Origin of the sequence: Paenibacillus luteus, assembly GCF_006542765.1 — a bacterium.
In the GTDB taxonomy this organism is placed as follows: Bacteria; Bacillota; Bacilli; order Paenibacillales; family Paenibacillaceae; genus Pristimantibacillus; species Pristimantibacillus luteus.
On record NZ_SKCD01000088.1, the window covers coordinates 98,242 to 120,795 of the forward strand.

Annotated in this window: 15 protein-coding genes, 1 pseudogene and 1 riboswitch; of the genes and pseudogenes, 3 read left to right on the top strand and 13 right to left on the bottom strand. The window is 50.0% G+C overall.

From position 1 onward, the window contains the following. Nucleotides 1-54: 54 nt before the first annotated feature. From E0496_RS33780 to E0496_RS33820, 9 genes are all read right to left on the bottom strand, one after another. Nucleotides 55-1,059, bottom strand: a complete 1,005-nt coding sequence (locus tag E0496_RS33780) for a 5-oxoprolinase subunit C family protein (protein ID WP_141506304.1) — start codon at nucleotides 1,057-1,059, stop codon at nucleotides 55-57. Beyond that, nucleotides 1,056-1,817 carry a 5-oxoprolinase subunit PxpB gene (gene pxpB / locus E0496_RS33785; RefSeq protein WP_241675079.1) on the bottom strand — a complete coding sequence of 254 codons (762 nt, stop codon included), beginning with the start codon at nucleotides 1,815-1,817 and terminating at the stop codon, nucleotides 1,056-1,058. Before pxpB ends, E0496_RS33780 begins: the two co-directional genes overlap by 4 nt. Then, nucleotides 1,814-2,575: a LamB/YcsF family protein gene (locus E0496_RS33790; protein WP_141506305.1), complete on the bottom strand. Its 762-nt coding sequence runs from the start codon at nucleotides 2,573-2,575 to the stop codon at nucleotides 1,814-1,816. Before E0496_RS33790 ends, pxpB begins: the two co-directional genes overlap by 4 nt. Before the next feature lie 195 nt (nucleotides 2,576-2,770). Beyond that, the gene (locus E0496_RS33795) at nucleotides 2,771-4,156 is read right to left on the bottom strand and encodes an NCS2 family permease (RefSeq protein WP_141506306.1); all 1,386 of its coding nucleotides are present in this window, start codon (nucleotides 4,154-4,156) and stop codon (nucleotides 2,771-2,773) included. Nucleotides 4,157-4,275: 119 nt separating this feature from the next. Then, a riboswitch (purine riboswitch) is annotated at nucleotides 4,276-4,376 on the bottom strand. Between the two features lie 110 nt (nucleotides 4,377-4,486). Continuing rightward, nucleotides 4,487-6,538: an iron ABC transporter permease gene (locus E0496_RS33800; RefSeq protein WP_141506307.1), complete on the bottom strand. Its 2,052-nt coding sequence runs from the start codon at nucleotides 6,536-6,538 to the stop codon at nucleotides 4,487-4,489. Nucleotides 6,539-6,546: 8 nt separating this feature from the next. Continuing rightward, nucleotides 6,547-7,569 (bottom strand): ABC transporter substrate-binding protein, encoded by a 1,023-nt coding sequence (locus E0496_RS33805; protein WP_141506308.1) that lies wholly within the window; start codon nucleotides 7,567-7,569, stop codon nucleotides 6,547-6,549. A gap of 248 nt (nucleotides 7,570-7,817) precedes the next feature. Beyond that, complete coding sequence (locus tag E0496_RS33810; RefSeq protein WP_141506309.1) at nucleotides 7,818-9,134, bottom strand: 6-phospho-beta-glucosidase; 1,317 nt, start codon at nucleotides 9,132-9,134, stop codon at nucleotides 7,818-7,820. Between the two features lie 18 nt (nucleotides 9,135-9,152). After that, complete coding sequence (locus E0496_RS33815; RefSeq protein ID WP_241675080.1) at nucleotides 9,153-10,124, bottom strand: N-acetylglucosamine kinase; 972 nt, start codon at nucleotides 10,122-10,124, stop codon at nucleotides 9,153-9,155. Between the two features lie 96 nt (nucleotides 10,125-10,220). Beyond that, nucleotides 10,221-11,072, bottom strand: coding sequence for an AraC family transcriptional regulator (locus tag E0496_RS33820; protein WP_141506310.1), 852 nt, complete (start codon nucleotides 11,070-11,072; stop codon nucleotides 10,221-10,223). Between the two features lie 223 nt (nucleotides 11,073-11,295). On the opposite strand from E0496_RS33820, the gene E0496_RS33825 reads away from it, so the two are divergent. The 3 genes from E0496_RS33825 to E0496_RS33835 all read left to right on the top strand — a co-directional run bounded on the left by E0496_RS33825 (nucleotide 11,296) and on the right by E0496_RS33835 (nucleotide 13,442). Beyond that, nucleotides 11,296-11,916 (top strand): TetR/AcrR family transcriptional regulator, encoded by a 621-nt coding sequence (locus E0496_RS33825; protein WP_241675081.1) that lies wholly within the window; start codon nucleotides 11,296-11,298, stop codon nucleotides 11,914-11,916. A 248-nt stretch (nucleotides 11,917-12,164) separates the two neighbouring features. Then, a complete protein-coding gene (locus E0496_RS33830; protein WP_141506312.1) occupies nucleotides 12,165-12,689 on the top strand; it encodes a PadR family transcriptional regulator in 525 nt (174 codons plus the stop codon). After that, nucleotides 12,690-13,442 carry a CPBP family intramembrane glutamic endopeptidase gene (locus E0496_RS33835; protein ID WP_141506313.1) on the top strand — a complete coding sequence of 251 codons (753 nt, stop codon included), beginning with the start codon at nucleotides 12,690-12,692 and terminating at the stop codon, nucleotides 13,440-13,442. A 220-nt stretch (nucleotides 13,443-13,662) separates the two neighbouring features. On the opposite strand, the gene E0496_RS33840 is transcribed toward E0496_RS33835, so the two are convergent. From E0496_RS33840 to E0496_RS33855, 4 genes and pseudogenes are all read right to left on the bottom strand, one after another. After that, on the bottom strand, nucleotides 13,663-15,153 hold the full coding sequence (locus E0496_RS33840; protein ID WP_161601668.1) for a helix-turn-helix domain-containing protein: 1,491 nt from the start codon (nucleotides 15,151-15,153) through the stop codon (nucleotides 13,663-13,665). Nucleotides 15,154-15,378: 225 nt separating this feature from the next. Then, the gene (locus E0496_RS33845) at nucleotides 15,379-16,389 is read right to left on the bottom strand and encodes an ABC transporter substrate-binding protein (protein WP_141506315.1); all 1,011 of its coding nucleotides are present in this window, start codon (nucleotides 16,387-16,389) and stop codon (nucleotides 15,379-15,381) included. 922 nt (nucleotides 16,390-17,311) lie between these two features. Then, nucleotides 17,312-17,524: pseudogene (locus E0496_RS33850) on the bottom strand (GMP synthase (glutamine-hydrolyzing)); the annotation flags it as partial. Between the two features lie 61 nt (nucleotides 17,525-17,585). Continuing rightward, nucleotides 17,586-22,478: an S-layer homology domain-containing protein gene (locus tag E0496_RS33855; protein WP_141506316.1), complete on the bottom strand. Its 4,893-nt coding sequence runs from the start codon at nucleotides 22,476-22,478 to the stop codon at nucleotides 17,586-17,588. Between the last annotated feature and the right edge of the window lie 76 nt (nucleotides 22,479-22,554).

Here is a 22,554-nt window from a genome sequence, read left to right on the forward strand (position 1 = left end):
AGCTCCATTTCGGCGTATCTGCCACCTCGATAATTAGCCATATTTATGATTTGCCTAGTTAAATTTCAACGCAATAGCAGCCTTTAATATCGCCATATCGCGTTCGCTGTCTAGATAAAGCCGCTCCGCCTGCTGCTGCGTGATGGCCTCGAATCGAAATCGGTCGCCTGGCTTTAACTGGGCAAATACCGGAAGATCAACCGTTGCCACCTGGGCGATACGCGGGTAACCGCCCGTTGTCTGCCGATCGGCAAGCAAGACAATCGGATTTCCGTCCGATGGCACTTGAACGGTTCCGTTCGCTACGGCTTCCGAGAGAACCTCGAATGGAGCATCAAGCATCAACGTTTCAGCTCCATTCAGGCGATAGCCCATCCGGTCGGATTGCGGCGCAATTCGGAAGGTTTGGCTAAACAAAGCCGCTTGGCTAGAAGCCATGAAGCGTTCATAATCAGTACCCGGCATTGCGCGAATCAGGGGCTTCGCTAATTCATCGGCTACCGCGAAGTGGCTGGCATGCCACGACGGCACCGTTACATTGCTGAATCTCTTCTTTTCCCAATCTTTCATCATTCGCATAGACAGCGGACTAGCCACCCCCGCAGACAGTTGGTCCCCAGCCTTAACTCCCCTTCCCATGAAGCCTCCTATTGCAGCACGCAAATATGTGCTTCTGCTGCCCATGATCTTCGGCACGTCAAATCCGCCTGCAACGGCCAAATAAGAGCGGCATCCCGAATGACAAGCTTCGAAATGAATCGTTGTCCCGGCTTTCACCAGCGCTGGACGCCATAAAGGGAGCCGTTCACCAGAAGCAGTTACCTTCATATCTGCTCCGCAAATAGCAAGCAGCATATCCTCTTCAATCAGCAGCATCGCTCCCGCAAGCGTTACTTCCAGTACAGCCTCATCTCCGGCGTTTCCCACTAGAAAATTAGCGACCCGCGCTGCACCCGTGTCCATAGCTCCACCAGGCACCACGCCGTATTTTTGATAGCGATATCTGCCTAGATCCTGAATCGTAGCGAGCATGCCGGAACGAATAACGGTTATACTCATAACGCACCTTCTTTATAAAGCTCGTATTGCTTCCTTCTTATGGGAATAAAACGTACCATATCGCCTGCTCTGAGCAAGCTTGGAATTTCGTCCTGCGGCCGAAATAGAGCTAGCGGCGTGCGGCCAACCAGCTGCCAGCCCCCTGGCGTAGCAAGCGGATATACACCCGTCTGTTTACCTGCAATTCCAACACTTCCTTGAGGAATGGTTGTCCTCGGGGTTTGATGCCTTGGCGCTGCAATGCGCTCCGACATACCGCCTAAATAGGGAAAGCCGGGCGCAAAACCTAGCATATAGACTCGGTAATCGCCGCTAGAATGAATCGCAATCACGTCCTCTTCCGTAAGCCCGTTGTGACTGGCTACAAAGCTGAGATCAGGCCCTTCCTCTCCGCCATAACAGACGGGTATTTCAACCGTGCGACTTGCTTGCTCGTTTAAATGCAGCTGATCGCTGCTAAGATAACGCTCTAACCGAAAGCATACCGTCTCAAACAGCGAGGCATGCACGACCTCCTCCCAAGTGCGGCTCTTCATAACGAGCACCGGATCATAATGCACGGCAACCGATGCAAAAGCAGGAACGCACTCGATCCATCCCGCAAAAGGCTGAGCTTCCAAGCGTTGACTAAGCTTCATTACTTTCTGATTGGTTTCTAGCTCGATACGGTCACCCAAACGGATAAGTACCGCAGAATCACCGAGCGGCAGCAGCTCGCATGCCATTCGCTGACGAACGCTCACATGATTCCCACTCATTCGCCTGCACTCCTCACTTCAATCCCCTCAGCTTCCAAGGATGCACGAAGCAGCCTCACATGCTCTGCTGCCCCAGGCGTATCCCCATGAACACATACCGAATCTGCTCTTAAAATAATCCGGTTGCCTTGGCGCGTACGAACCTCGCCTTTTTTTATCAAATCAAGGGCTTGTGCCGAGGCGCGAGTCTCATCCTCGATAACAGCTCCCTCCGTTCCACGTGGCGTAAGCGAACCATCGGCTTCATAAGAACGGTCTGCAAACACTTCACTGACGGTATGCAGTCCAATCGCCTGCCCAGCCTGTATGAGCTCGCTGCCAGCAAGCCCAAACAACAGCAGCCGCGGCTCAACTTGGTAGATGGCCTCTGCGATGGCTTCTGCTAGCAAGCGGTTCTTTGCAGCCATATTATAAAGAGCTCCATGTGGCTTAACATGCGCTAACCTACCGCCTTCTGATTTTGCAAAAGCATGAACCGCTCCAATCTGGTAGACCACCAGCTCATAAGCTTCCTCAGGAGAAATCGCCATTACACGTCGGCCGAAGCCTGCAAGATCCTGCAAGCCCGGGTGTGCGCCAATGGCAACCCCATGCCCTAATGCCAGCTTAACCGTTCTCCGAATCGTTGCCGCATCGCCCGCATGGAATCCGCAGGCAATATTCGCCGACGTAATATATTTCATCAGCTCTCGATCTGCATTAGCCTGATAAACCCCGAAGCCTTCGCCCATATCGCAATTCAAATCCACGCGCAGCATATTGTTCCTCCTCTAATCCTTGGAATTCTTCTCAAAAGTATATCAAATCTGAACCGCGGTGAACGAGCTAACAATCCCATATATGACATTAAAGCAGCAGTGTAAACCCACTTAAAGTTATCCAACTCTCTACAAGCCTCCTCCACTACAAAAAAAAGAAGCAGCGCCGGTCCAGCGCTGCTTCTTCCCTCTTGCTTATTCCCCGCCCATAAACACGTAGCGGCCAATGATGAGAACCGCCAGAATCCACATGAGCCAGTGGATCTTATATTTGCCTTTGCCTGTCGCATTCGCAACCGATGCAAGCAGCACGTAAGATACGATACCGAACGAAATTCCGTTCGCGATGTTGTACGTAAGCGGCATGAACGCAAGCGTCAGGAATGACGGAATCGCGTAAACCATATCCGAGAAATCAATGTCTTTCACCGATTGCATCATCAGCACGCCTACGATAATAAGCGCTGCTGCCGTTGCCGCGCCCGGAATGAGCACAACAATCGGTGACAAGAAGATTGCAAGCAGGAAGCAAATTCCCGTTGTTACGGCTGTAAGCCCTGTACGTCCGCCCTGTGCAATACCGGCGGAGCTTTCGACGAAGGCCGTAACCGTACTCGTTCCAAGCACCGCACCGCCACTGACGCCGATGGCATCAACAAACATCGCTTTACCGACGCGTTTCTTGCCTTTTTCCGCATCCTTCATATAACCAGCACGGTTGGCCGTACCGACCAGCGTACCGAATGTATCGAACATCTCTACGAACGTAAACGTCAGGATGACGGTAACGAGCCCAACCTCGAACACGCCCGCAAAGTCAAAGTGCCAGAAGTTCATTTTGGTGAAATCAGGTACCCATGTTTGGCCGCCGAATGCTTCTTTGACGTCTACATGGCCAATAAGAATTGCTACAACCGTTGTGCCTAGAATCCCGAACAAGATCGCGCCCGGTACGCGAAGCACCATTAGCACGCCGATCAGAAGCAAAGCAATAACGGTCAGTACAACCGTTTCATTGTGGAAGCTGCCCAGTTGGATAACGGTTTCGGAACCGCTAACCGGCGTGAACACGCCAGCCTTAATGTCGGTGAAGCTTGAAACGGCAATCGTCATAATGCCGCTGTTCTTCAAGCCAATAATGGTAATGAACAAACCGATACCAACCGTAATCGCATGTTTCAAGCTGTCTGGAACAGCGGTGATCAGCATTTGGCGAATTTGCGTCAGCGTCAAAATAATAAAGATAATTCCTGAAATAAAGACTGCCGTTAATCCCATCGCAGGCGATATCGGGGTATCCGTCGAAGCTGACGCGATGACGACGGAAGCAAAATAAGCGTTAAGCCCCATGCCTGGAGCTAGAGCAACGGGGAAATTAACGAATAAGCCCATTGCAATGGTAAAAATACCGGCGGCAAGCGCCGTTGCCAGAAAGACAGCTGTCCAGTCTAAACCCGCTGGCGTAAGTATGATTGGATTGACGGCCAGTATGTATGCCATCGTCATGAAAGTCGTCAGTCCCGCCATAATCTCTGTTCTGACATTTGTTCCGTGTTCCTTTAAGCGAAAGAAACGTTCCATTTTGATTACTAACCTCCCAAAATTGTGGTGGAACAAACAAAGAAGCCTAGAAAAAATGCAAATATCGCATTTCTCCTAGGCTCTGCAAAAAGGGGAAAAGTATACCGCCGGACCGATGCGAGCTTTTCCGCCATTTTCGTAGCCTGATCATTTACGGTGACCGAGTAGAGACTCCCAAGCCGATTCTTGAGATTATACGAAAAAATATGCTGTTGTTGTTTTCCGTTTTCAATTCTAATGAAGATGTGTCCAATTTGTCAACAACTTTTACGAACGTTAATGGCAATAAACAACTTCATCATTCGCTTTTTACTTAGATTTGGTATTAGATCACTTTTTTCTCACGAGAGAGCGGTACATCAGAAGCAGGAAGTAAGGCGCGCCGATCAGCATAATGATCAACCCTGACGGAATTTCCTTTGGTGCCATTACCGTACGGCCGATCGTGTCCGCAAGCACCAGCAGCATTCCTCCAAGCAAGCCCGACAAAACAATCGAACGTCTTGTATGGTGTCCGACCATCATTCTAACCGCATGCGGCGCCATAAGACCGAGGAAACCGATGGTTCCCACGCTCGCTACCGCTCCAGCGGCAAGCAGCACACCTACGATCATGGCCCAAAGCCGTGTACCTCTCACGGGCAAACCTAGGCCGGTTGAGCTTTCATCACCGAAAGCGAGCAAGTCAAATTTTCTGCCCAAATAATAAGCGGCTGGAACGAGAACAAGAAGGAATAACAAAATGCTGTTGAACTGGTTCCAACCGCGTCCGTAGGTCGTGCCGGTAAGCCAAACGAAAGCCGTGCTGCTCCAAAGGCTCGCTTTGACTATCATCGCTTGTATGCCCGCAGAGCCAATGGCGGAAACCGCAATACCCAGCAAAATAAGCACCGATGGGTTAAGTGATTTGCGCCAAGCTAAAAAAAATACAAACGCGGCAGCAATAATTCCGCCAGCAATGGCAGCAATCGGCAGCGCAAAGATCGGCAGTGTCGGCCAAATGACCAGTACGGTTAAGGCGCCAAAGCCCGCCCCGGAGGTAACCCCAATAATCGAGGCATCAGCCAGCGGGTTGCGTACCGCGCTTTGAATGAGTACGCCGCTGATCGCAAGCGCGATGCCTCCACCTGCTGCAACAAGCGTTCGCGGAAGTCGTAGATTAAGGAGCACGGAATAAGAATCGTCTCCGGCGCCTACAACGCTTCGGAGCAATTCCATGATTGGAATGCGTGTGCCGCCGAGCGAAAGGCTGACGAGAACAAGTGCGACGAGCAAAACCGTCATTACGATAGCCGTTGGCGCGAAGCGCATCCGTAGAGGCGCCCCTCCAATGCTCATGGAGGCCTGACCCGAGCCAGAGGAAATGTTTTTCATCTTGGTGAGTACCAGCCAAATCAGCCATGGTGCCCCAATTATCGCCATGACTGCGCCAACCGGCATCTCGCCGAGGTTGCTTCTCACCATTCGAGCAAGCAAATCCGCAGCCGTTATGAGCAGCGCGCCCCAAATCGCACTCGCCGGAATAAGCAGGCGGTGCTTGCGAATACCCGATAGCCTGACGAGATGCGGAGCTACAAGCCCGACAAAGCCGATCGGCCCGACAACGCTCACAACGATTGCGGCTAAAAACACCGAAAGCACAAGTCCGCCCGCGCGGGTTAAGCCCACACGCTGTCCCAGTGAGCGAGCAGTCGATTCGTCCAACTCCAGCGCATCGAATTGGCGACCGGCGAAAATCGCAACGGCGAGCATCACCGCCACGAACGGCCAGGCAAACTCGACACCGCTCCAATCGAGCTGAATCAGCGTGCCTCCTCCCCATAGAAATAACGATTGCGTCTCTGTTGCTTTAAAAATATGAATGGCCGAAGTGAATGCGCCAAGTACCATCGAAACGATCATGCCCGACAACGCTAGTCTGACCGGCGTTGCTCCTCGCCCGCCTCCTAGGAAATAGGCAGCTAGCGCAGCCAGGAAACCACCAGCAGCGGCTAGGACAAACGGGGCCTCATGCTGCAGCGCGGGAAAAGCGACGATCCCGAATACGACCATAAAGTACGCGCCAGCGTTAATGCCGAGCGTGTCAGACGCCGCAAGTGGATTTCTCGTTATCGTCTGCAGCAGCGCCCCTGCCGCCGCAAGCGCAGCACCAGCAATGATGCCGATGACGGTACGCGGCATACGAATATCCCAGAGCAGATTATGCTCCATGATGTCGGTGCGGTGCAGCAAGCCGTCAAACACGGTTGCAAACGGAATCTTGGCTTCCCCGAAGCACAGACTAAGGATAGACAGAACGAAAAGGGCGGCAAGGCCGCCCCCAAATATGCCGATAATTCGTCCGATCATGCCTTTTGAGGCTTCATTTTTAGGTGTGCTCATTAGCTCACTCATTTCGTCAATGCGGTTACGACTTGATCAACGATCACTTTGGAGGAAATCGGACCGCCGAATACCCAAGTTGCGCTGTCCAGCGCAAACGTGCGTTTTTCTTTTACGAAGTTAAGGCCATTCCATACGGAATTGTCTTTCAACGTACCTGAGAAAATGTCATCGTCCTTCTGAACGATATAGAGCAAATTCGTATCTTGTACAGCCGGCAAAGCTTCCACAGTCGATGTGCTAAAGCCATACATTTCAAAGTTTTTCGGTTTCCAATCGTTTTTAAGGCCAATGCGGTCCAGCGTTTGTACTGCCAGCGAGTTATCCGTGAACAACCGCATGGTTGCTGCATTCTGATAGCTGAACGCTTGCGTCAGTACATAGTTCAAGCCTTCTTTGCCAGCTGCAGCCAGCTTCGTTTTCGCATCTGCATAATGCTGGTCAAGATCGGCAAGCACTTTATCGCCTTCCGCTGTTTTGCCTACCGCTGCCGCAATCGATTTGAACATATTAACCATCTCGGTGTATTGGTCGCCTTGGCCTTCAGGCGGATAAAGGCCGAATATCACAGTTGGAGCAATGCCTTTCAATTGTTCGTAAATCGCTTCATGGCTGTCTGTATTCGCAATAATCAAGTCAGGCTTCAATGATGCGATTGTCTCAAGGTTAGGCTCGTGGCGGAAACCAACATCCGTCACGCCTGCGTCAAGCGGAGCTTCTCCTGTAACCCATACCTTATAGCCCTCATTGTCCGCATTGCCCACTGGCTGCACGCCAAGCGCAATCACGTCCTCCGTGAATGTCCACTCGAGCACAACGACTTTTTGTGCAGGCTTCTCTAGCGTGACTTCTCCTTTGGCATCTTTGATGACAATCGGGCCAGTCGTGTCTGCGCTTGGAGCATTCGTCGCAGCCTCGTTGCCAGCTGTCTCGCTGCCAGCCGAGTTATTAGCCGTATTATTCGCGCCGCAGCCCGCAGCTACCAGCATCACGACAATAACCATAATTAAGCTCATTAACCGTTTTTTCATTTTCACTTACCCCCTATTTTTGTAAACCCAAGCTTCATAAATAGAAATGATAAAGATTTTCTTCACGATGATAATGATTATCATGATCAAGAACATTAGCTATCATATAATCGTTTGACCTTAAAGTCAATGTCAAATTTTTTATATTTTTGTTTCATTTTTCAAAGTTCAAACCTGCTTTCACACCAAAAAAGGACGGGAGCTGCGCTCCCGCCCTTTTGTATGTCTATAACGATAACGAATGTAAATTATAGCGTTTCTTTTTTGAAGAAATTAGGCAAATATTCTTTATTCGCCTCCAGCATCTCTTCAAGAAGAAGCTTCGCAACCGCTACGCTCGGCACGAGCGGATGATGGACGAGCGCCTGCAGCGCAATGCCCCGGTTACCAGTGATCGCTGCTTCAATCGTAAGCGATTCGTAGGTCTTAACCGCATGCATAAGTCCTTTGATTTGCTCAGGAACACGCTGCAACGGAAGAGGAATCGGTCCCTGGGCTGCAACGACGCAGTTCACCTCTATGCTCGCGTCCTCTGGAAGGAATGGAAGAATTTTGCCGTTTCTTACGTTCAATGTCTGAATGTCGCGTTTATCCGTATACAGTGCGTGCATGAGATTTACCGCCGCCTCAGAGTAATACGCGCCTCCGCGCTTCTCAAGCTGTTTGGGCTTCTCGTTCAAGTTCACGTCCTTGTAAAGCTCGAACAGCTCCTCTTCTACGCGGCTGACCACCTCCGCGCGCGTGCCGTTCTTCTCAAGCGACTCCTTCATATCCGCAAGCATCGCATCGGTCATATAGAAATAACGAAGATAATACGTAGGAAGCGCACCGAGCGAGCTCAGAAAATCGGCATCCCAGTCAAACGCCGTTACGTTCGTAGCTGAATAATCGCGGCCCCCGCCTATCATTTCCTGCAGCTTGTCTTCACCGTTGACATACGCTGCCGTCACCCAGTGCAAATGATTAATGCCAACAAATTCCGGCAAAACTTCGCTCTCGCTTACGCCATATTCCTTGGCGAGAAACTTCTGAAAGTTAATCGGCGAGTTGCAGAGGCCTACAGTTTTGACACGGCTATGCTTCTGAACCGCTTCCGTGACAATGCCCGCAGGGTTCGTAAAATTAAGCATCCACGCATCCGGAGCGAGCTCTTCAATATCTTTGCAGATGTCCAAAATAACGGGTACCGTGCGCAGCGCCTTGAACATGCCGCCCGGTCCTGTGGTTTCCTGACCGATCACGCCATGGGAAATCGGGATATGCTCGTCACGGCGGCGCGCTTCAAGCAAGCCCACCCGCATTTGCGTAGTAACGAAATCAGCTCCTACAATCGCTTCTCGGCGGTCAAGCGTCAACTTCACTTCAATCGGAACCCCTGCTTTCTCAACCATCCGCCTCGCTAGCTCGCCTACGATGGCAAGCTTGTGTCGTCCCGCTTCAATATCCACGAGCCACAGCTCACGAATCGGCATTTCATCGTATTTTTTTATGAAACCCTCTACGATTTCAGGCGTGTAGGAGGAACCGCCGCCAATGACAGCTACCTTCAATGTTTTTTTGGACATATGCTTAACCTCCCATAGTTAAAATGTTATTTTTCTCAAAGTCGCGTCTACGGCATCGCTGATCGTCAGACCGCTGCTATCCATGGCACTCATGACCGCGCCGACAACCGGATCAACCGTCAGCTTTACTGTTCTCGCATACGGTGCAACCGTGAGCAGCTCTTCGCGGATGGCCTCAATCATATGGGGAGAGCTGCCGCGCGCGAGAACACTGCCTGTCAGCACGACATCAAATCGTTCCTGCTCCATGCCTAAACGCTTAATCAGAGCATTTGCCGAATTGGCATGTTCACGGCCAGCCTCCTGCAAAATACGGATCGCTACCGCATCCCCCTGCCCGGCTGCCTCAAACATCACCTTCCCGAGGTCTTTCGGAAGTTGCTTGCCATTGTCCAGCGTATCGTCATACATCTCTTGAATGGTCATATAACCAAGACGCTGAGGAACTAGCTCGCTTAGCATCGTCGCCTGTTCGCGACCTTCCCATGCCCGAACCGCGCTGCGAAAAGCATGAACCGCCAAATCACTTCCTGAACCCCTTCCGTCTCCGAACAAATAACCAAAACCGCCGTACTGCAGCTCTTTTCCCTCGCGGCTTCGAGCCGCCGCATTAAAGCCTGTTCCACTGATGATAACCGCGCCAAAGGACTGATTCGTCCCTGCGCGCATACCGATCATCGTATCGCATGCAATGGCATGCTTCGGGTAATCAAGCGATGCAATCATCGGTCGCAATATCGCATAATCAGGTTCACGGTCCGCTCCGGCCAGCCCAAAATAAGCAAAATCAACTTGTTCCTTCGTAACTCCCGCCTCATGCACCGCTTGCTGACATGCTTCATCTATATTAGGTTTTGCTTTCTCAAAAGCGGTCTGGTGATTGCCGTTGCCGCTTTGCCCCCGGCCCAGCACATGTCCTGCCTCATCGACAAGCAAAGCATGCGTCTTGCTGCCTCCTGCATCTATACCAAGAAAAATAATGTCGCTCACGCTCCTTAATCAAATGATCCATATGCTAATCATAAAATAAAAAACATCGTTCTTCTAATGAAAAAGAACGATGTTCTGATACTATCTTACTGTTTTTTAAGTTCTGAGCTCCGAGGGCAGCTTGCCTACATGCTGCTTGAACAACCGATTGAAATTAGACAAGTTGCGAAAGCCGCATTCTTCCGCCACTTCTATAATCTTTTTATCCGTAGCTTCCAAGAGATGGGCTGCCTGCGACAGCCTAAGCTGGATTAAATAGTCCATAGGCGAGGTGCCCACCACCTGTGTAAATAATGAGCTGAACCTGGACGAGCTTAAATGAGCGCCTTCGGCTAGCTCTCCTAACGTCCAAGGGTACGAGATATCTTCCTCCATTTGGTGCAGAACAGCACGAATGACGTCCATGCCTCTCGCGTGTTGAGCTTTAATCGTATCGTTCTTAGAAAAGTAACGGTTAACGAGTGCCAGAAATTGAATAAGCTGAGCTCTCACAACAACCTCGAAATAGGGTTCCTTGCGTGCGTACTCCTCCTCCATGCCTGATAGCATGCTCACAACGCACCCATGCATCGGATTATCTCGGTCAAGTACATTATCAAAGCGATTACCCGTTTCACGGAAAGGGAGCAGCAGTTCCGGTGCGTAGCGCTGCTCCAAAGCCAGAAAGCCCGGATCGAACATAACGATGCTCATCACCAGCTCCTCTGCTTCGAAGGCACGGTGTAAATCATTGGAATGGATAAGTACCAAATCGCCTTGCTGAAATTCATAACGGTTCCCATTGATTAAATAGTAGCCGCTGCCTTTTTGAATATAGTTAATTTCGAGCGCCGTATGCCAGTGCAGTCTCTGAAAGGTAGGCGTTACCCCCTTCGACTCTGATATCACCATAGGAAAAGCCTGCGGCAGCACGATTTCATCTTTGCTAATGGAAGGATGCAGCTTCATGGTGACCTCCTCAAAAGTTTGCGAATGCAAACTTGACTTCGTAAGCGTATTCTTAAGTTTGCGAATGCAAACTTAGCTTCGTATGCGTAGATATATCTCCTCAAATTATAGCAGAGCTGTGTTCATTGACAATATCTGTAGATCCGCGCTAATGTTTAGCCAATAGTTACTAACCATTGGTTATATTCTATAAGGAGGAGTCCCCATCGTTACAAAAAAAGAAATGCGGTCCGAGGAAACAAAACGTTCAATTATTGCCGCGGCAGAGAAGCTGTTCCAAGAACGAGGCTACGAAGCTGTAACAATTAGAGAAATTGCCAAGGAGGCCGGCTGCTCCCATACGACGATCTATATCTATTTCCAGGATAAAGAAGCATTGCTTCACGCTTTGTCTATGGAGCCTCTGCAGCAGCTCAAAGCCAAGCTTGACGTGCTTGTAGCGGATGCCTTCTTATCCACTGATGATAAGCTGCTGCGCTTAAACGCACAATTCATCCAGTTTTGTTTGCATTACAAGAGTATGTACTCCATCATCTTCGAAGCTAAATCCGTTCTAAACGATGAGGAAGAAGCTGAGCTACCGTTCCATCGGCTGCTCAATCAAATGTTCAACATCATTGTTCAGTTGCTGGGAACACAATTGAATCTTTCTGAGGGAGAGCAGTTGCTCAACTGTTCAAGAATTTATTTCTATATGCTGCGCGGCATCGTAGGGACGTATTCCAACTCGGAGGAGAGCGTTGAATCAATCATGGGACGTCTATCCATCACTTTCGATCACGCCTTCGAGGCGTTGATGCTGGGATTCAGCATACAGCTGCAAGATAGAAGAAAAGAGCGATGAGCTTTCAGCATGTGCTTCGTATCCGATGATTTCCCCTCTAGTTAAGATGCCTTTCTAACGAAACCCAAAAGCCCTTCCGTTGCAGCCGCTATGCTGACGGGAAGGCATTTTTTTATTTTGCTAATGTCACTTTTTGCTAATGTCACTGGTGGAACGCTATCGCATTTACCTCTTGACATAACATTCCAAATCCAATACATTAAATATATCAAATAGATATATCAACTTGATACATAAGGAGATTTTATATGATTGAGCTCGTTACATTAGGCATGTTGATGCAAGGAAAGATGAGTGGTTACGATATCAAAAAAATTACCGAGCAATCGGTGGGCATTTTCTACAAAATGAGCTATGGCAGCCTGTATCCCGCGCTGAAGCGGCTCGTGCAAAGCGCCTTCGTAACTGAAGAGGAAACCAACGACAGCAAGAACAAAAAAATATACAGCATCACCGACCGAGGCCGCGCCCATTTCATGCAATGGCTTCGCGAGCCGCTTCAAGCTAATAAACGGGAATATCTCATCAAAATATTTTTTTACGATTATTTGGATGAACCAGCCAAAAAACAAAATTTAATGGCATATCAGCAAAACATCGCACGCCATATTGCCCAAATGGAAGTTGTGCAGGGCATCGTTTCCAAGGAGCTCGAGCAGCTCGAAGATAAGGACCAATACTACTACCGCGTATCCGTCATGCATTACGGATTGGATTTTTTCAAAATGGAAAACGAATGGCTAAAAAAAATAATCGAAAAAGAGGAACTATAAATGATTAAACCAGACAGCTTTACCGTAAAAAGACCGCTAATCACAATTATCCTGATCGAGTTGATGCTCATGATTTTTGTCGCTGGAGGCAGCGCTTATGTATCGATTGCCGAGCTGACCCATCCGCTTGCGCCATTTCTCGGATTTATCCCGATTGCCTTGTTCCTGCTCATCTACCTTTCGGTCAAAAAACGTTGGAGCATCTTCTATTTCAGCAGCCTCTCCAAACTAACGAAGCGGCAATGGCTCGAGTACCTGCCTCTGCTTCTGGTCTTGATCGTTTTGGTTATCGGCAACAAGGGCTTTCAGCCTGAGTCCTTCTCCTTTTTTGCTTATTTGCTGCTTTCTCAAATTTTCTTGGTCGGTTTTGTGGAAGAAACATTATTCCGGGGAATAATCCTGCGGATTCTTATGCCAAAAGGGAAAGCTTTTGCCATTGTGGTGTCCAGCGCTTTGTTCGGCATCACACATGCCTTGCAGGCACTTAGCGGCCAGTCCCTAGAGGACACCATTTTGCAAATCGTGTACGCGTTTATTCTCGGATTTGTTCTGACGATGCTGGTCGTGCGGAACCGTGCTATTTTTCTAACCATTCTGTTCCACGGCTTGCATAACTTCCTGAACTTTACCGGCAATACGCCGAGCACACACCTCTATGACTATCTCGTGCTGACGATTCTTCTTGCTCAATTGCTGTGGCTGCTCTCCTCTTCGAAAAAAAGCTCTGCGGCATCGGATGGGATCTATGCCTAGAACAAAGGTTGGTCTTACAAACCACATATACATTACAAAAGAATGCCAAAAAAACTGCGGCACCGAAGAAACGTTGCCGCAGTTTTTTTGAAATCATTGCCTATTCCCACTCTTTTTCAAAATTAAACCAGTTTGTACTACGAGCCTTGTACCATATACAATCGCTTGTTCAACCCAATTGACCGTGCCTTATTTTTCATAGAATACGCTTCTATTCGTTTCATTGTTCGAAATATAGGTTGATCCCTTCATCCAATTGTCCGGAAAGCGATAGTACATCATAAAAAATCCATTTTTCAGGATCCATGTTTTGCACCTTGCCTTGACGTACAGCTGCCAATTGCCTCCATACTGGGTTTTTCTGCAATTGCTGATACGTTAAGGCAGCTTCCGCCCCATATACAATAATAAATAACCGATCAGCTTCATATTGACGGAGCTGCTCGACCGTTACCTTCCTACCATACTGGTTAGGATGTTCCACTAGCAAATTTTGTACAAGCGCAGGCGGCTGTAAACCGAACGAACGATACATGACCTCCCCCACATTGCGGTCCCCTAGCACAAATATCTCTTTCCCTTCTATCAAGATAAGGCCAACGGTCTCATTTGTATTGATATAGGGCTTGATCCGCCGATGCGCCACCTCTCGCTGCAACTCGTAGCCGTCAACCCAGCTCTGTGCTTGCTTCCCCATCCCAAGTAAATCCCCGATTGCTTGCAAATGTTCCGTCGCATGCAGTCCCATCCATGGTATCGTTGCAATCGGAGCTATGCGCTCCAACTGTTGCTGTATTTCATGCTCTAATGTGTCGCAACTAATAATGAGATCAGGTTTTAGCGCATTCATTCTGTCATAGTAAAGAGTGAATTTATCCCCGATACTCGTAATGTTTTCGCCTAACCGTTGAGCATAATAACCCAAATGATAGGCAGGCGCACCTATCGGTTTGATGCCAAGCGCCAGTAGCGTACATACATAACTCATGGACATAATTTTATACTGCCGCGTGTTTACATATACTCGCGGCGGTACGCCTGCTATCTGTTTAAAACGGCGGTTAAAATAATAGCTGTCGCGGTACCCAACTTGCTCTGCAATTTCAGCAAGCGACTGTCTGGAAACAAGCAGCAGTTCCTTGGCCTTGCGTATGCGCAGCGCGGATATATATTCGTGAGGCGTTAAGCCTGTCATTTTTTTAAATAAAACATTGTATTGCTTGACGCCGATCCCGGTCCGCTCAGCTAGCTGTTGCGTGCTTATTTCTTCATTATAATGGTCATTTAAAAAAGAAACGGTCCGTTCCACAGCTTGCATGGAGGTAATCGTTTCAGATACAGCCGTATTTTGCTTCAGCAATGCATGCATCAGCTTCTGGAAACGAAAATAATAATGAAGCTGATCTTCCTCGCTTTCAGGATTTTTTATGGTCATCAACTTACGCATTACGCCAAGCGTACGATCGAAAGACTCCATCATGATTTCGCGATTTAAAAACTGAAGCGGCCGGTCGCTGTTAGGCTGAGCCTCAATGATGTCAAAGGTCATGCACATATAATGCATGTCCTTCTCCGCTTCTCCGGTTGATGCGATAACAAGTTTGGCATCAGGCGCTATCGCATAACCGCTTCCAACGGTAACGTCATAACGATTGTCGTTTATATATAAGCAGCCTGAGCCGCTAGATATAACTATCAGCCTGTAGCTCAAACTGACTACAGAGGGTGTTTGGAGAATACTGTTGTTTTTTACTGATACAATATCAAGCAACCTAAAAAAATATGAATGAAAAGGAGCCGGTTGGTAATTCCTATTTGAAACGCTGCTATTCATCGAGTCATGGACTCCTCCTGCATCTATTGAGAATTATTATCATCATTTTAATTGAAAAAGAAGAAGCCAGTCAACCCATGAGGTCCACTAGCTTCTTCTTTGTTATTTATTAGGAATAATCGCAGTCATGACGTTTTCCAGCTTTTTTTCGTAAGCAAGTGGACCGTTCGTGATCCATACATCGCCGCGAACTTCAAAGACATGGCCTTGTTGGACGGCAGGAATGTTCTTCCACATGCTGCTTTCTTTAAGCTCCTCAGCCTGATTCTCTCTACCTTCGTCTACCGCGAGGAAAATATAATCCGCATCGATTTGTGGAATAATCTCCATGGATATGGTTTGAATATCCATATCCTCTCCCCATGCCAGCTTGCGTATAATCGGAGCAGGCTCCAGCCCAAAATCACCATACAATGCCGTCCCTACTTGACCTCCTGGGCCTCCATATAATCTCAGTTCTTTACTGGCATGGATACGAATCATCGCCGCTGTTTTTCCTTTAGCTGCAACCTGCAATTGCTCTTTGGCCAGCTTCGTTTCCGCTTCGCGCTTATTAATAACGACTTCCGCCTGTTCTGTCTTTCCGAGCAAATCAGCTACAATAAGCAGGTTCTTTTTCCAGTTCTGCGGGTATTGAATTTCACTGCCGGTAAATACATAGGTAGGAGCAATTTTTGACAATTTTTCATAGGTGCCTTCCTCTGCCCAGCCCTGGAAGCCGAGAATAATGAGATCCGGCTGCGCAGCCATTATCGCCTCAAAATTAAAAGCGGCAGTGTCCAGCTTCGGTACATCTTTTAAGTAGTCCTCCAGATAGGTCTGATAATAGGCTCCGCTTGAATATTGCATAATGGGTTTGACGCCAAGCGCGCTCATTTCATCTTCGACAAATAGTCCAATAACGTTCTGAGGCTGTGCTGGTATTTCAATTTTGCCAAGGACATGCTCAACGATACGCGTATCCGTGGATTGGATTTCAGGCGATGCCGATGCTTGCTCTGTTTGTACCGCACCCGCTTCTTCCTTTGCCTCTCCCCCGCCGCATGCTGCAAGCACCAAGACAAGCACAATAATCGTGCAAAATAGGGACCAGCCCTTTTTACTATAAGACATAACCTTTCCACTCCCTCAACTGATACTTATTCTCATTTGTTTACCTTGCTTATCATAAATACCGGAAGTGATTAATTCAATGGACTTTTGTGTACAAACGTCCTTTATTAAAGTCATGCCCAAATTGTACATTTTCAATATAATCATCGCTTGAGCTGGAACGGATACGCTAAGTTGGACAGTGACCAAGCCTGTAAAAGCTAATGATAATAATGAATCCAGTATTATCAACTACCCTTAATAAAGTCGTGCATTCATCTAAATTTAAATGAAAACAATAAGAACAAAGAAGATAAGACCAAACTTAAAATGAAATATTTTAATATAAAAAATGATTAGGTATCAAAAAGACATGATTTTGTAAGCAACCTACAATTACAATAATGCAAAATAACAATGAAAATATGGTGCCAGAAGATAACCACCACCGAATATGAAGAGATGATCTTGAATTAACTTGCTCATGTTTTTGGTTAAAAATAAAACCTAACACATAAAAGACAATGGATATAAATATTAAAATCCATGATAACAAAGATTTTCCCCACCATTCATATATATATAATCTTGTTCGTTATACCCAAATTGAATCATTTTTTAATCACTTCTCACCTCTCCATCATACTATAAATTGGTAATTTTCATATTATTATATTGCTTAAATTTTTGCTCATTCGTGTTATAACGGTCCCCCTTTATAGTAGACATTGCACTTCGTTTTCAGCATTGATCAAAGGATTACTTAAGTTTCCTCTCATTTGCTCTGAGTTTTTTAACTTTCCGACGTGCTAACGCTCATGTGTATGTCTTATATAGTAGAAAAAAAAGATTAATATCCTTCTTTTCAATGCCCATAACTTCATGGTTCAACCTGAAATTTTCAATAATCTCTTTAATTTTGGTCATAAAAAAATACTCCCTTCTATTTGCTAAACAACGCAGATAAAAGAGAGTATTTTTCACACTCATTTGTAGCAGGCGGCTTCGAAGTAATGTCATAGACGATACGGTTAACGTTGTCTACTTCGTTAACGATACGTATGGAGATTTTTTCGAGCACATCCCAAGGTTAACGCACTCAGTCAGCTGTAATACCCTCCATAGAAGTTACTGCGCAAATGCCGGCAGTGTCGCTTAAATAATGTCAAGAAGCTCGACATTGGACGGTTTCGACAGGGGCGCAGTCCACGTATCTTTTATCCGTCGATAAACTGTACCGTCAATAAGAACCGCTTAAGCATCGCAGCCGCTTCAGCCCGGGTTGCATTTGCTTGCGGCTCGAAACGTCCGTCCGCTGTGCCTTGCACGATGCCGGCTTCTGCGATTCGCTCGGTGGCTGCGCGCGCCCATGACGAGATGCGATTCGCATCGACGAAGTCGACAGACCCGGACACAGCAGCAGACTCGCTATTCCGCCCCTCTGCCAGCGCTAACGCATTGTCCAACATGACCGCCATCTGCTCCCGCGTCACCGTGCCGTTCGGGTCGAAGTGGTCTGCATCCATCCCCTTCGCCAATCCGGCCTTCACGCCAGCCGCTACCTCAGGCGCGTACCAAGCAGATGACGGCACATCCACGAAGCTCAAAGCCGCCGGATCTGCATCCGTTCTTATGCCCAGCGCCCGCACGAGCAGCGTAAGGAATTCCGCCCGCTTGACGGTGCCGCCAGGCGAGAACTTCGTATCCGATATACCCTGTACGATCAGCTTCGACGACAGCAGCTCCACATCTTCCTTCGCCCAGTGGCCATTCAGGTCGTCGAACGAACGCTTTGTCGTCTCCATGATGGCATAGATGCTATTATGCGGGGAACTCATAGACATTTGTTGCTTATCGTCGCTTCTCGTCCCCAATACGGCCGGAACGAAGGAAAACGACGGAACGCTTGGGTCATATACGACGGCAGTATAACTCTTGCCCGGCTCGATCGATTCCATGACGATAGCCCGAGCCATGTACGTTCCGCCGAAATCCGTCACTTCGATCGAGCGGCCGCCGCCCGTCACCCTAATCCGATAATCGACCGCTTGACCGACCAGCTTCATTCCCTTCGTGCCGGCCAGCCGCTCCAGTTCGGCCTTGGCCGAACCTTCAACTCGCGACGTTAGAATGCTCACCTTCAACTCCTTCAAATCAACGCTTAGCCGGGATGCCAGGTCGGCCAGATCCAGTACGCTAACCTGCAGCAGGAAGCTGGAGTCGTTCAGTCGCACCTCGTATTGCAAGTTCGGGTAAGCGGCTAGCTGCGCACCGAGTCGAACGGCCGGGAAGCGTACATTCACCGCCTGTTCCGTATCGTCGATCACCAACGTCACGGTCGGCTTGCCTGCTTTTTTCAAATGCTCTAGAATCTGGTCCATCAACAGGTCTGTCAGCTCGAAACTCTCCGTCACGGTTCCATCTTGCTGCATCTCCTTCTTGATGTCAGAATCAGCGACACGGACCACTACGCCGCCGTCCGGCGACAATTCGACCGTCGTGCCGGAACTTGACGGTGTGCTGACCGGATTCGTGATGGAGATAATGGAGGCGATCGTAATGACCGCTGCGGACTCGTTGCCAGCGGCATCTTGGGCATATACGGTATAGTCTCCGTTCGTCTGCACCGTGAACGCTTTCGGCACGACAATCGACGTGCCGGCTGCTCCTCCCTCGAAGTCGGCGACGTCATGCGCTCCCTTCAGCCACTTCAACTGTACGAGCGAATTCCCCGCTGTCGCTTCGCCGTATACCGCCGCCGTCACCGTCACATCGGCCGACGTACGCGCAGTGCCAGTTGCGCTCAGCTCAAGCGTCGGCACCTCCCCGATCAGCCGAATGCCACTCGTCTCGGGAACGCTGAAGCTCGCTAGGGCATCTGCGCCTCCCGCGACGAGCGTGACGGCCGCCCCATTCGGCAGATCAAGCCGGCCTTCGAGTGCGATGCCGTCTTCATCCACCATGCCTTCGGGCACCAAGTATTCGAACGTCAAGCTCGTCGTCGTCACATCCGTTGCCCCCGTATACTCAGCGTACACGGTATCCGCGACGGAATTGGCTCCGAGCGCAAGCGCCAGCCGAGGCACCCCGACGACGTTCACCTCGTCGCGATACGTCAATGTGAATGAGAGCGTGTCTCCCACGCCGTACAAGCTTGCTCGTGGCACATTCAGGACGACGCCAACAACGGTCAGCCCGAATGTCGAGATCGCGTCGTTCAGCGTCGCCGTTGCCAAATCCAGCTGTGCCTGCGTATGATTCGTCGCGTCGTCCAATATCGCCTGCGCCTCATTGATCGCAGTTTGGAGCACGCCTCGAACGCTCTCGGATGCCTGTCCAAGTTCCGCTCCCTCCGGATGATCAGCCAGCGCCTGCTCCGCAGTCGCGATCACAGCATCCAGCGCCGCTGCATCGCCCGCTACGATCACTGCTTCGTTAAACGTCGCGATCGCTTCGTTCAGCGTCATCGTTGCCGCATCCAGTTGCGCCTGCGATCGGTGCGATGCGTCTTCCGATACGTCCTCCGCTGCGTCGATCGCCGATTGCAGTGCATTCCGCGCATGCTCGGGCGCTTGCCCCACGTTCGTTCCTGTAGGATGGTCCGCCAACGTCTGTTCTGCCATCGCGAGCGCAGCATCCAGCACCGCTGCATCGCCCGCTACGATCAATAACCCGTTAAACGTCGCGAGCGCATCATTCAACGTTGTCGTCGCTGTATCCAGTTGCGCTTGCGTATGATTTGTTGCATCATCCAAGACGTCTTGCGCCTCGCCGATCGCCAATTGCAGCGCATCCCGCGTGCTCTTGGACGCTTGTCCGAATCCCGTTCCCTCCGGATGATCCGCCAACGTCTGTTCCGCCGTCGTGATTGCAGCATCCAGTACCGCTGCATCGCCCGCTACGATCACTGCTTCGTTAAACGTCGCGATCGCTCCGTTCAGTGTCGACGTTGCCGCGTCCAATTGCGCCTGCGTTTGATTCGTTACGTCATCCGAGGCGTCCTTCGCCGCGTCAATCGCCGTTTGCAGTAGGTCCCGCGCGCTCTCGGGCGCTTGCCCGACGTCCGTCCCCTCGAGATGGTCCTCCAGCGCATGCTCCGCCGTCAAGATCGCAGCATTCAGCGACGCCGGATCGCCAGCTACGATCACCGCTTCGATAAACGTCGCGATCGCACCGTTCAGCGTCGTCGTTGCCGCGTCCAATTGCGCCTGCGTTCGATGCTCAGCATCATCCTCAACCAATTGCGATACGTCGATCGCCGATTGCAGCGTGTTCCTCGCGCTCGCGGAAGCTTGTCCGACGCTCGTCCCTGCCGGATGGTCCGTCAGCGCCTGCTCCGCTGTCAAGATCGCAGCATTAAGCGACGCTGGGTCACCGGCTTGCAAAATGTTGGTTACCTCAATTGTCTTAACAACCTCGTTGCCTGCCGCATCCTTCGCGTAGACCGTATAAATCCCGTTACTCGCCGCATCAAACTTCAAGGGTGTTGTGATAACAGTCCCCGCGCTCGCGAAGTTGGACACGGTCTTGCTCCCGGCCTGCCACTTCAAGAGACTGAGCGAATTGCCGCTGCCGTTGATTGAAGCCGCCACGGTAATAGTCACCGGATCGAACGTATCGCTCATCGTCAAAGGGGTTAACGTCAGGCCCGGGGCTGCCGGCAAGTTGACTTGGTGGGAGACATTCGCGGAGCTTGCAGCCATATAGTGACTATCTCCTTGATAACTAACCGACAATGTATGCAATCTTACAGCCAATGAAGTTACCGTATAGGTTGCTATTCCGCCGGTAAGCGAAGCGCTCCCCAGAAGGGTGGCGCCATCCATGAATTGGACCGTGCCGGTCGGCGTCTCCAAACCGCCGGCTACCGTCGCCGTCAACGTGACCGACTGCAGCTTCGTCGAAGATGACGCCGGCGATACGCTAAGCGTTGCCCCAGGCACAAACTTTAGTCGAGTCGGCACACTAGCCGCGTCGAAGCCCCACGCCCAGATTCGGCCGTTAGTATCGATCGCGAACGACTTGTTGACACCGGCGTAGACCGACACGAAGTCGACCGGGTTGTCGTTGTTGTCCTTTACGGTCAGCTTCTTCGGCGATCCGTTATTGGTCGTGCCGTCGCCCAATTGCCCATTGGCATTAGATCCCCAACTCCAGATATCGCCGGCCGTATCCACAGTCAGCACATATTGGTCGCCGGCGGACAAAGACTTAAATTTTGCAGACACAGCACCGTCCTTTAGATCACGAAGCGTCGGCGTGACTGTGCCCGCCGCTCCCGAAGCTCCCCCATCCCCCAATTGACCGGAGTTGTTATTGCCCCATGTCCAGATATGGCCATTCGAATCCAGTGCGGTATGTAGAATGTAATTGGTGAGGGCGTTGCCGCCATCTCCACCGTTGCCGGTGGAGATCGCCTTGAACTGATACGGCACCGAGCTGCCGTCCACCAGATCGAACTTCACCGTATTCGGGACGATAGTTAAGATATTCCAAATCCGGTCGGATGTGTCGAGCGCGATTGCGGCATGGTTACCGGCCGTTAGCCCCTTGAAGGAGACGGGGCTAACTCCGTCCGTAATAATCTGCTTCACCGGCGTATCGCTGATATTGATCCCCCAGCCCCAGATCGAGCCGTGACTGTCGATGGCAAACCCGTTCCAGTACCCCGCAGCAATCACTGTAAATGTGACGTCCTCCGCCCCGTCCAATACGGGAAGCTTGGTCCAGGCTGTCGCATCGGATCGGCCGGCTCCGTTACCCTGGGCGCCATTACTGTCTTCCCCGGTCATCCACAAGTGACCGGTGGTATCGAGCGCCATCGAGATCAGCCGTTGTGTTTTCACTTCTTGGAACGTTACGGGAGCTCCTCCGTCCATCACATCAATGCGCTTGGGCGTGGCGGAACTATCGGTCGTTCCGTCGCCAAACGTGCCATTGTTTCTTCCCCAAGCCCAAATATGCCCAGCATTGTCAAGCGCAAGCGTCGCATTCCCCCCCGAAGTCACGCTCTCGAACTTCAATCCCGTTGCAGCACTCGCCTTCGGAGGCACGAGTAGTGGACCAACTAATAAAAGAAATATTAACAGTGCGAGCAATGATTTTCTCAAAGCTATCTCCCTCTCTGCTATGTTTTATAAATAAATAAAATTTTATATAATTAAATATACAACATCCCTCTGAAAG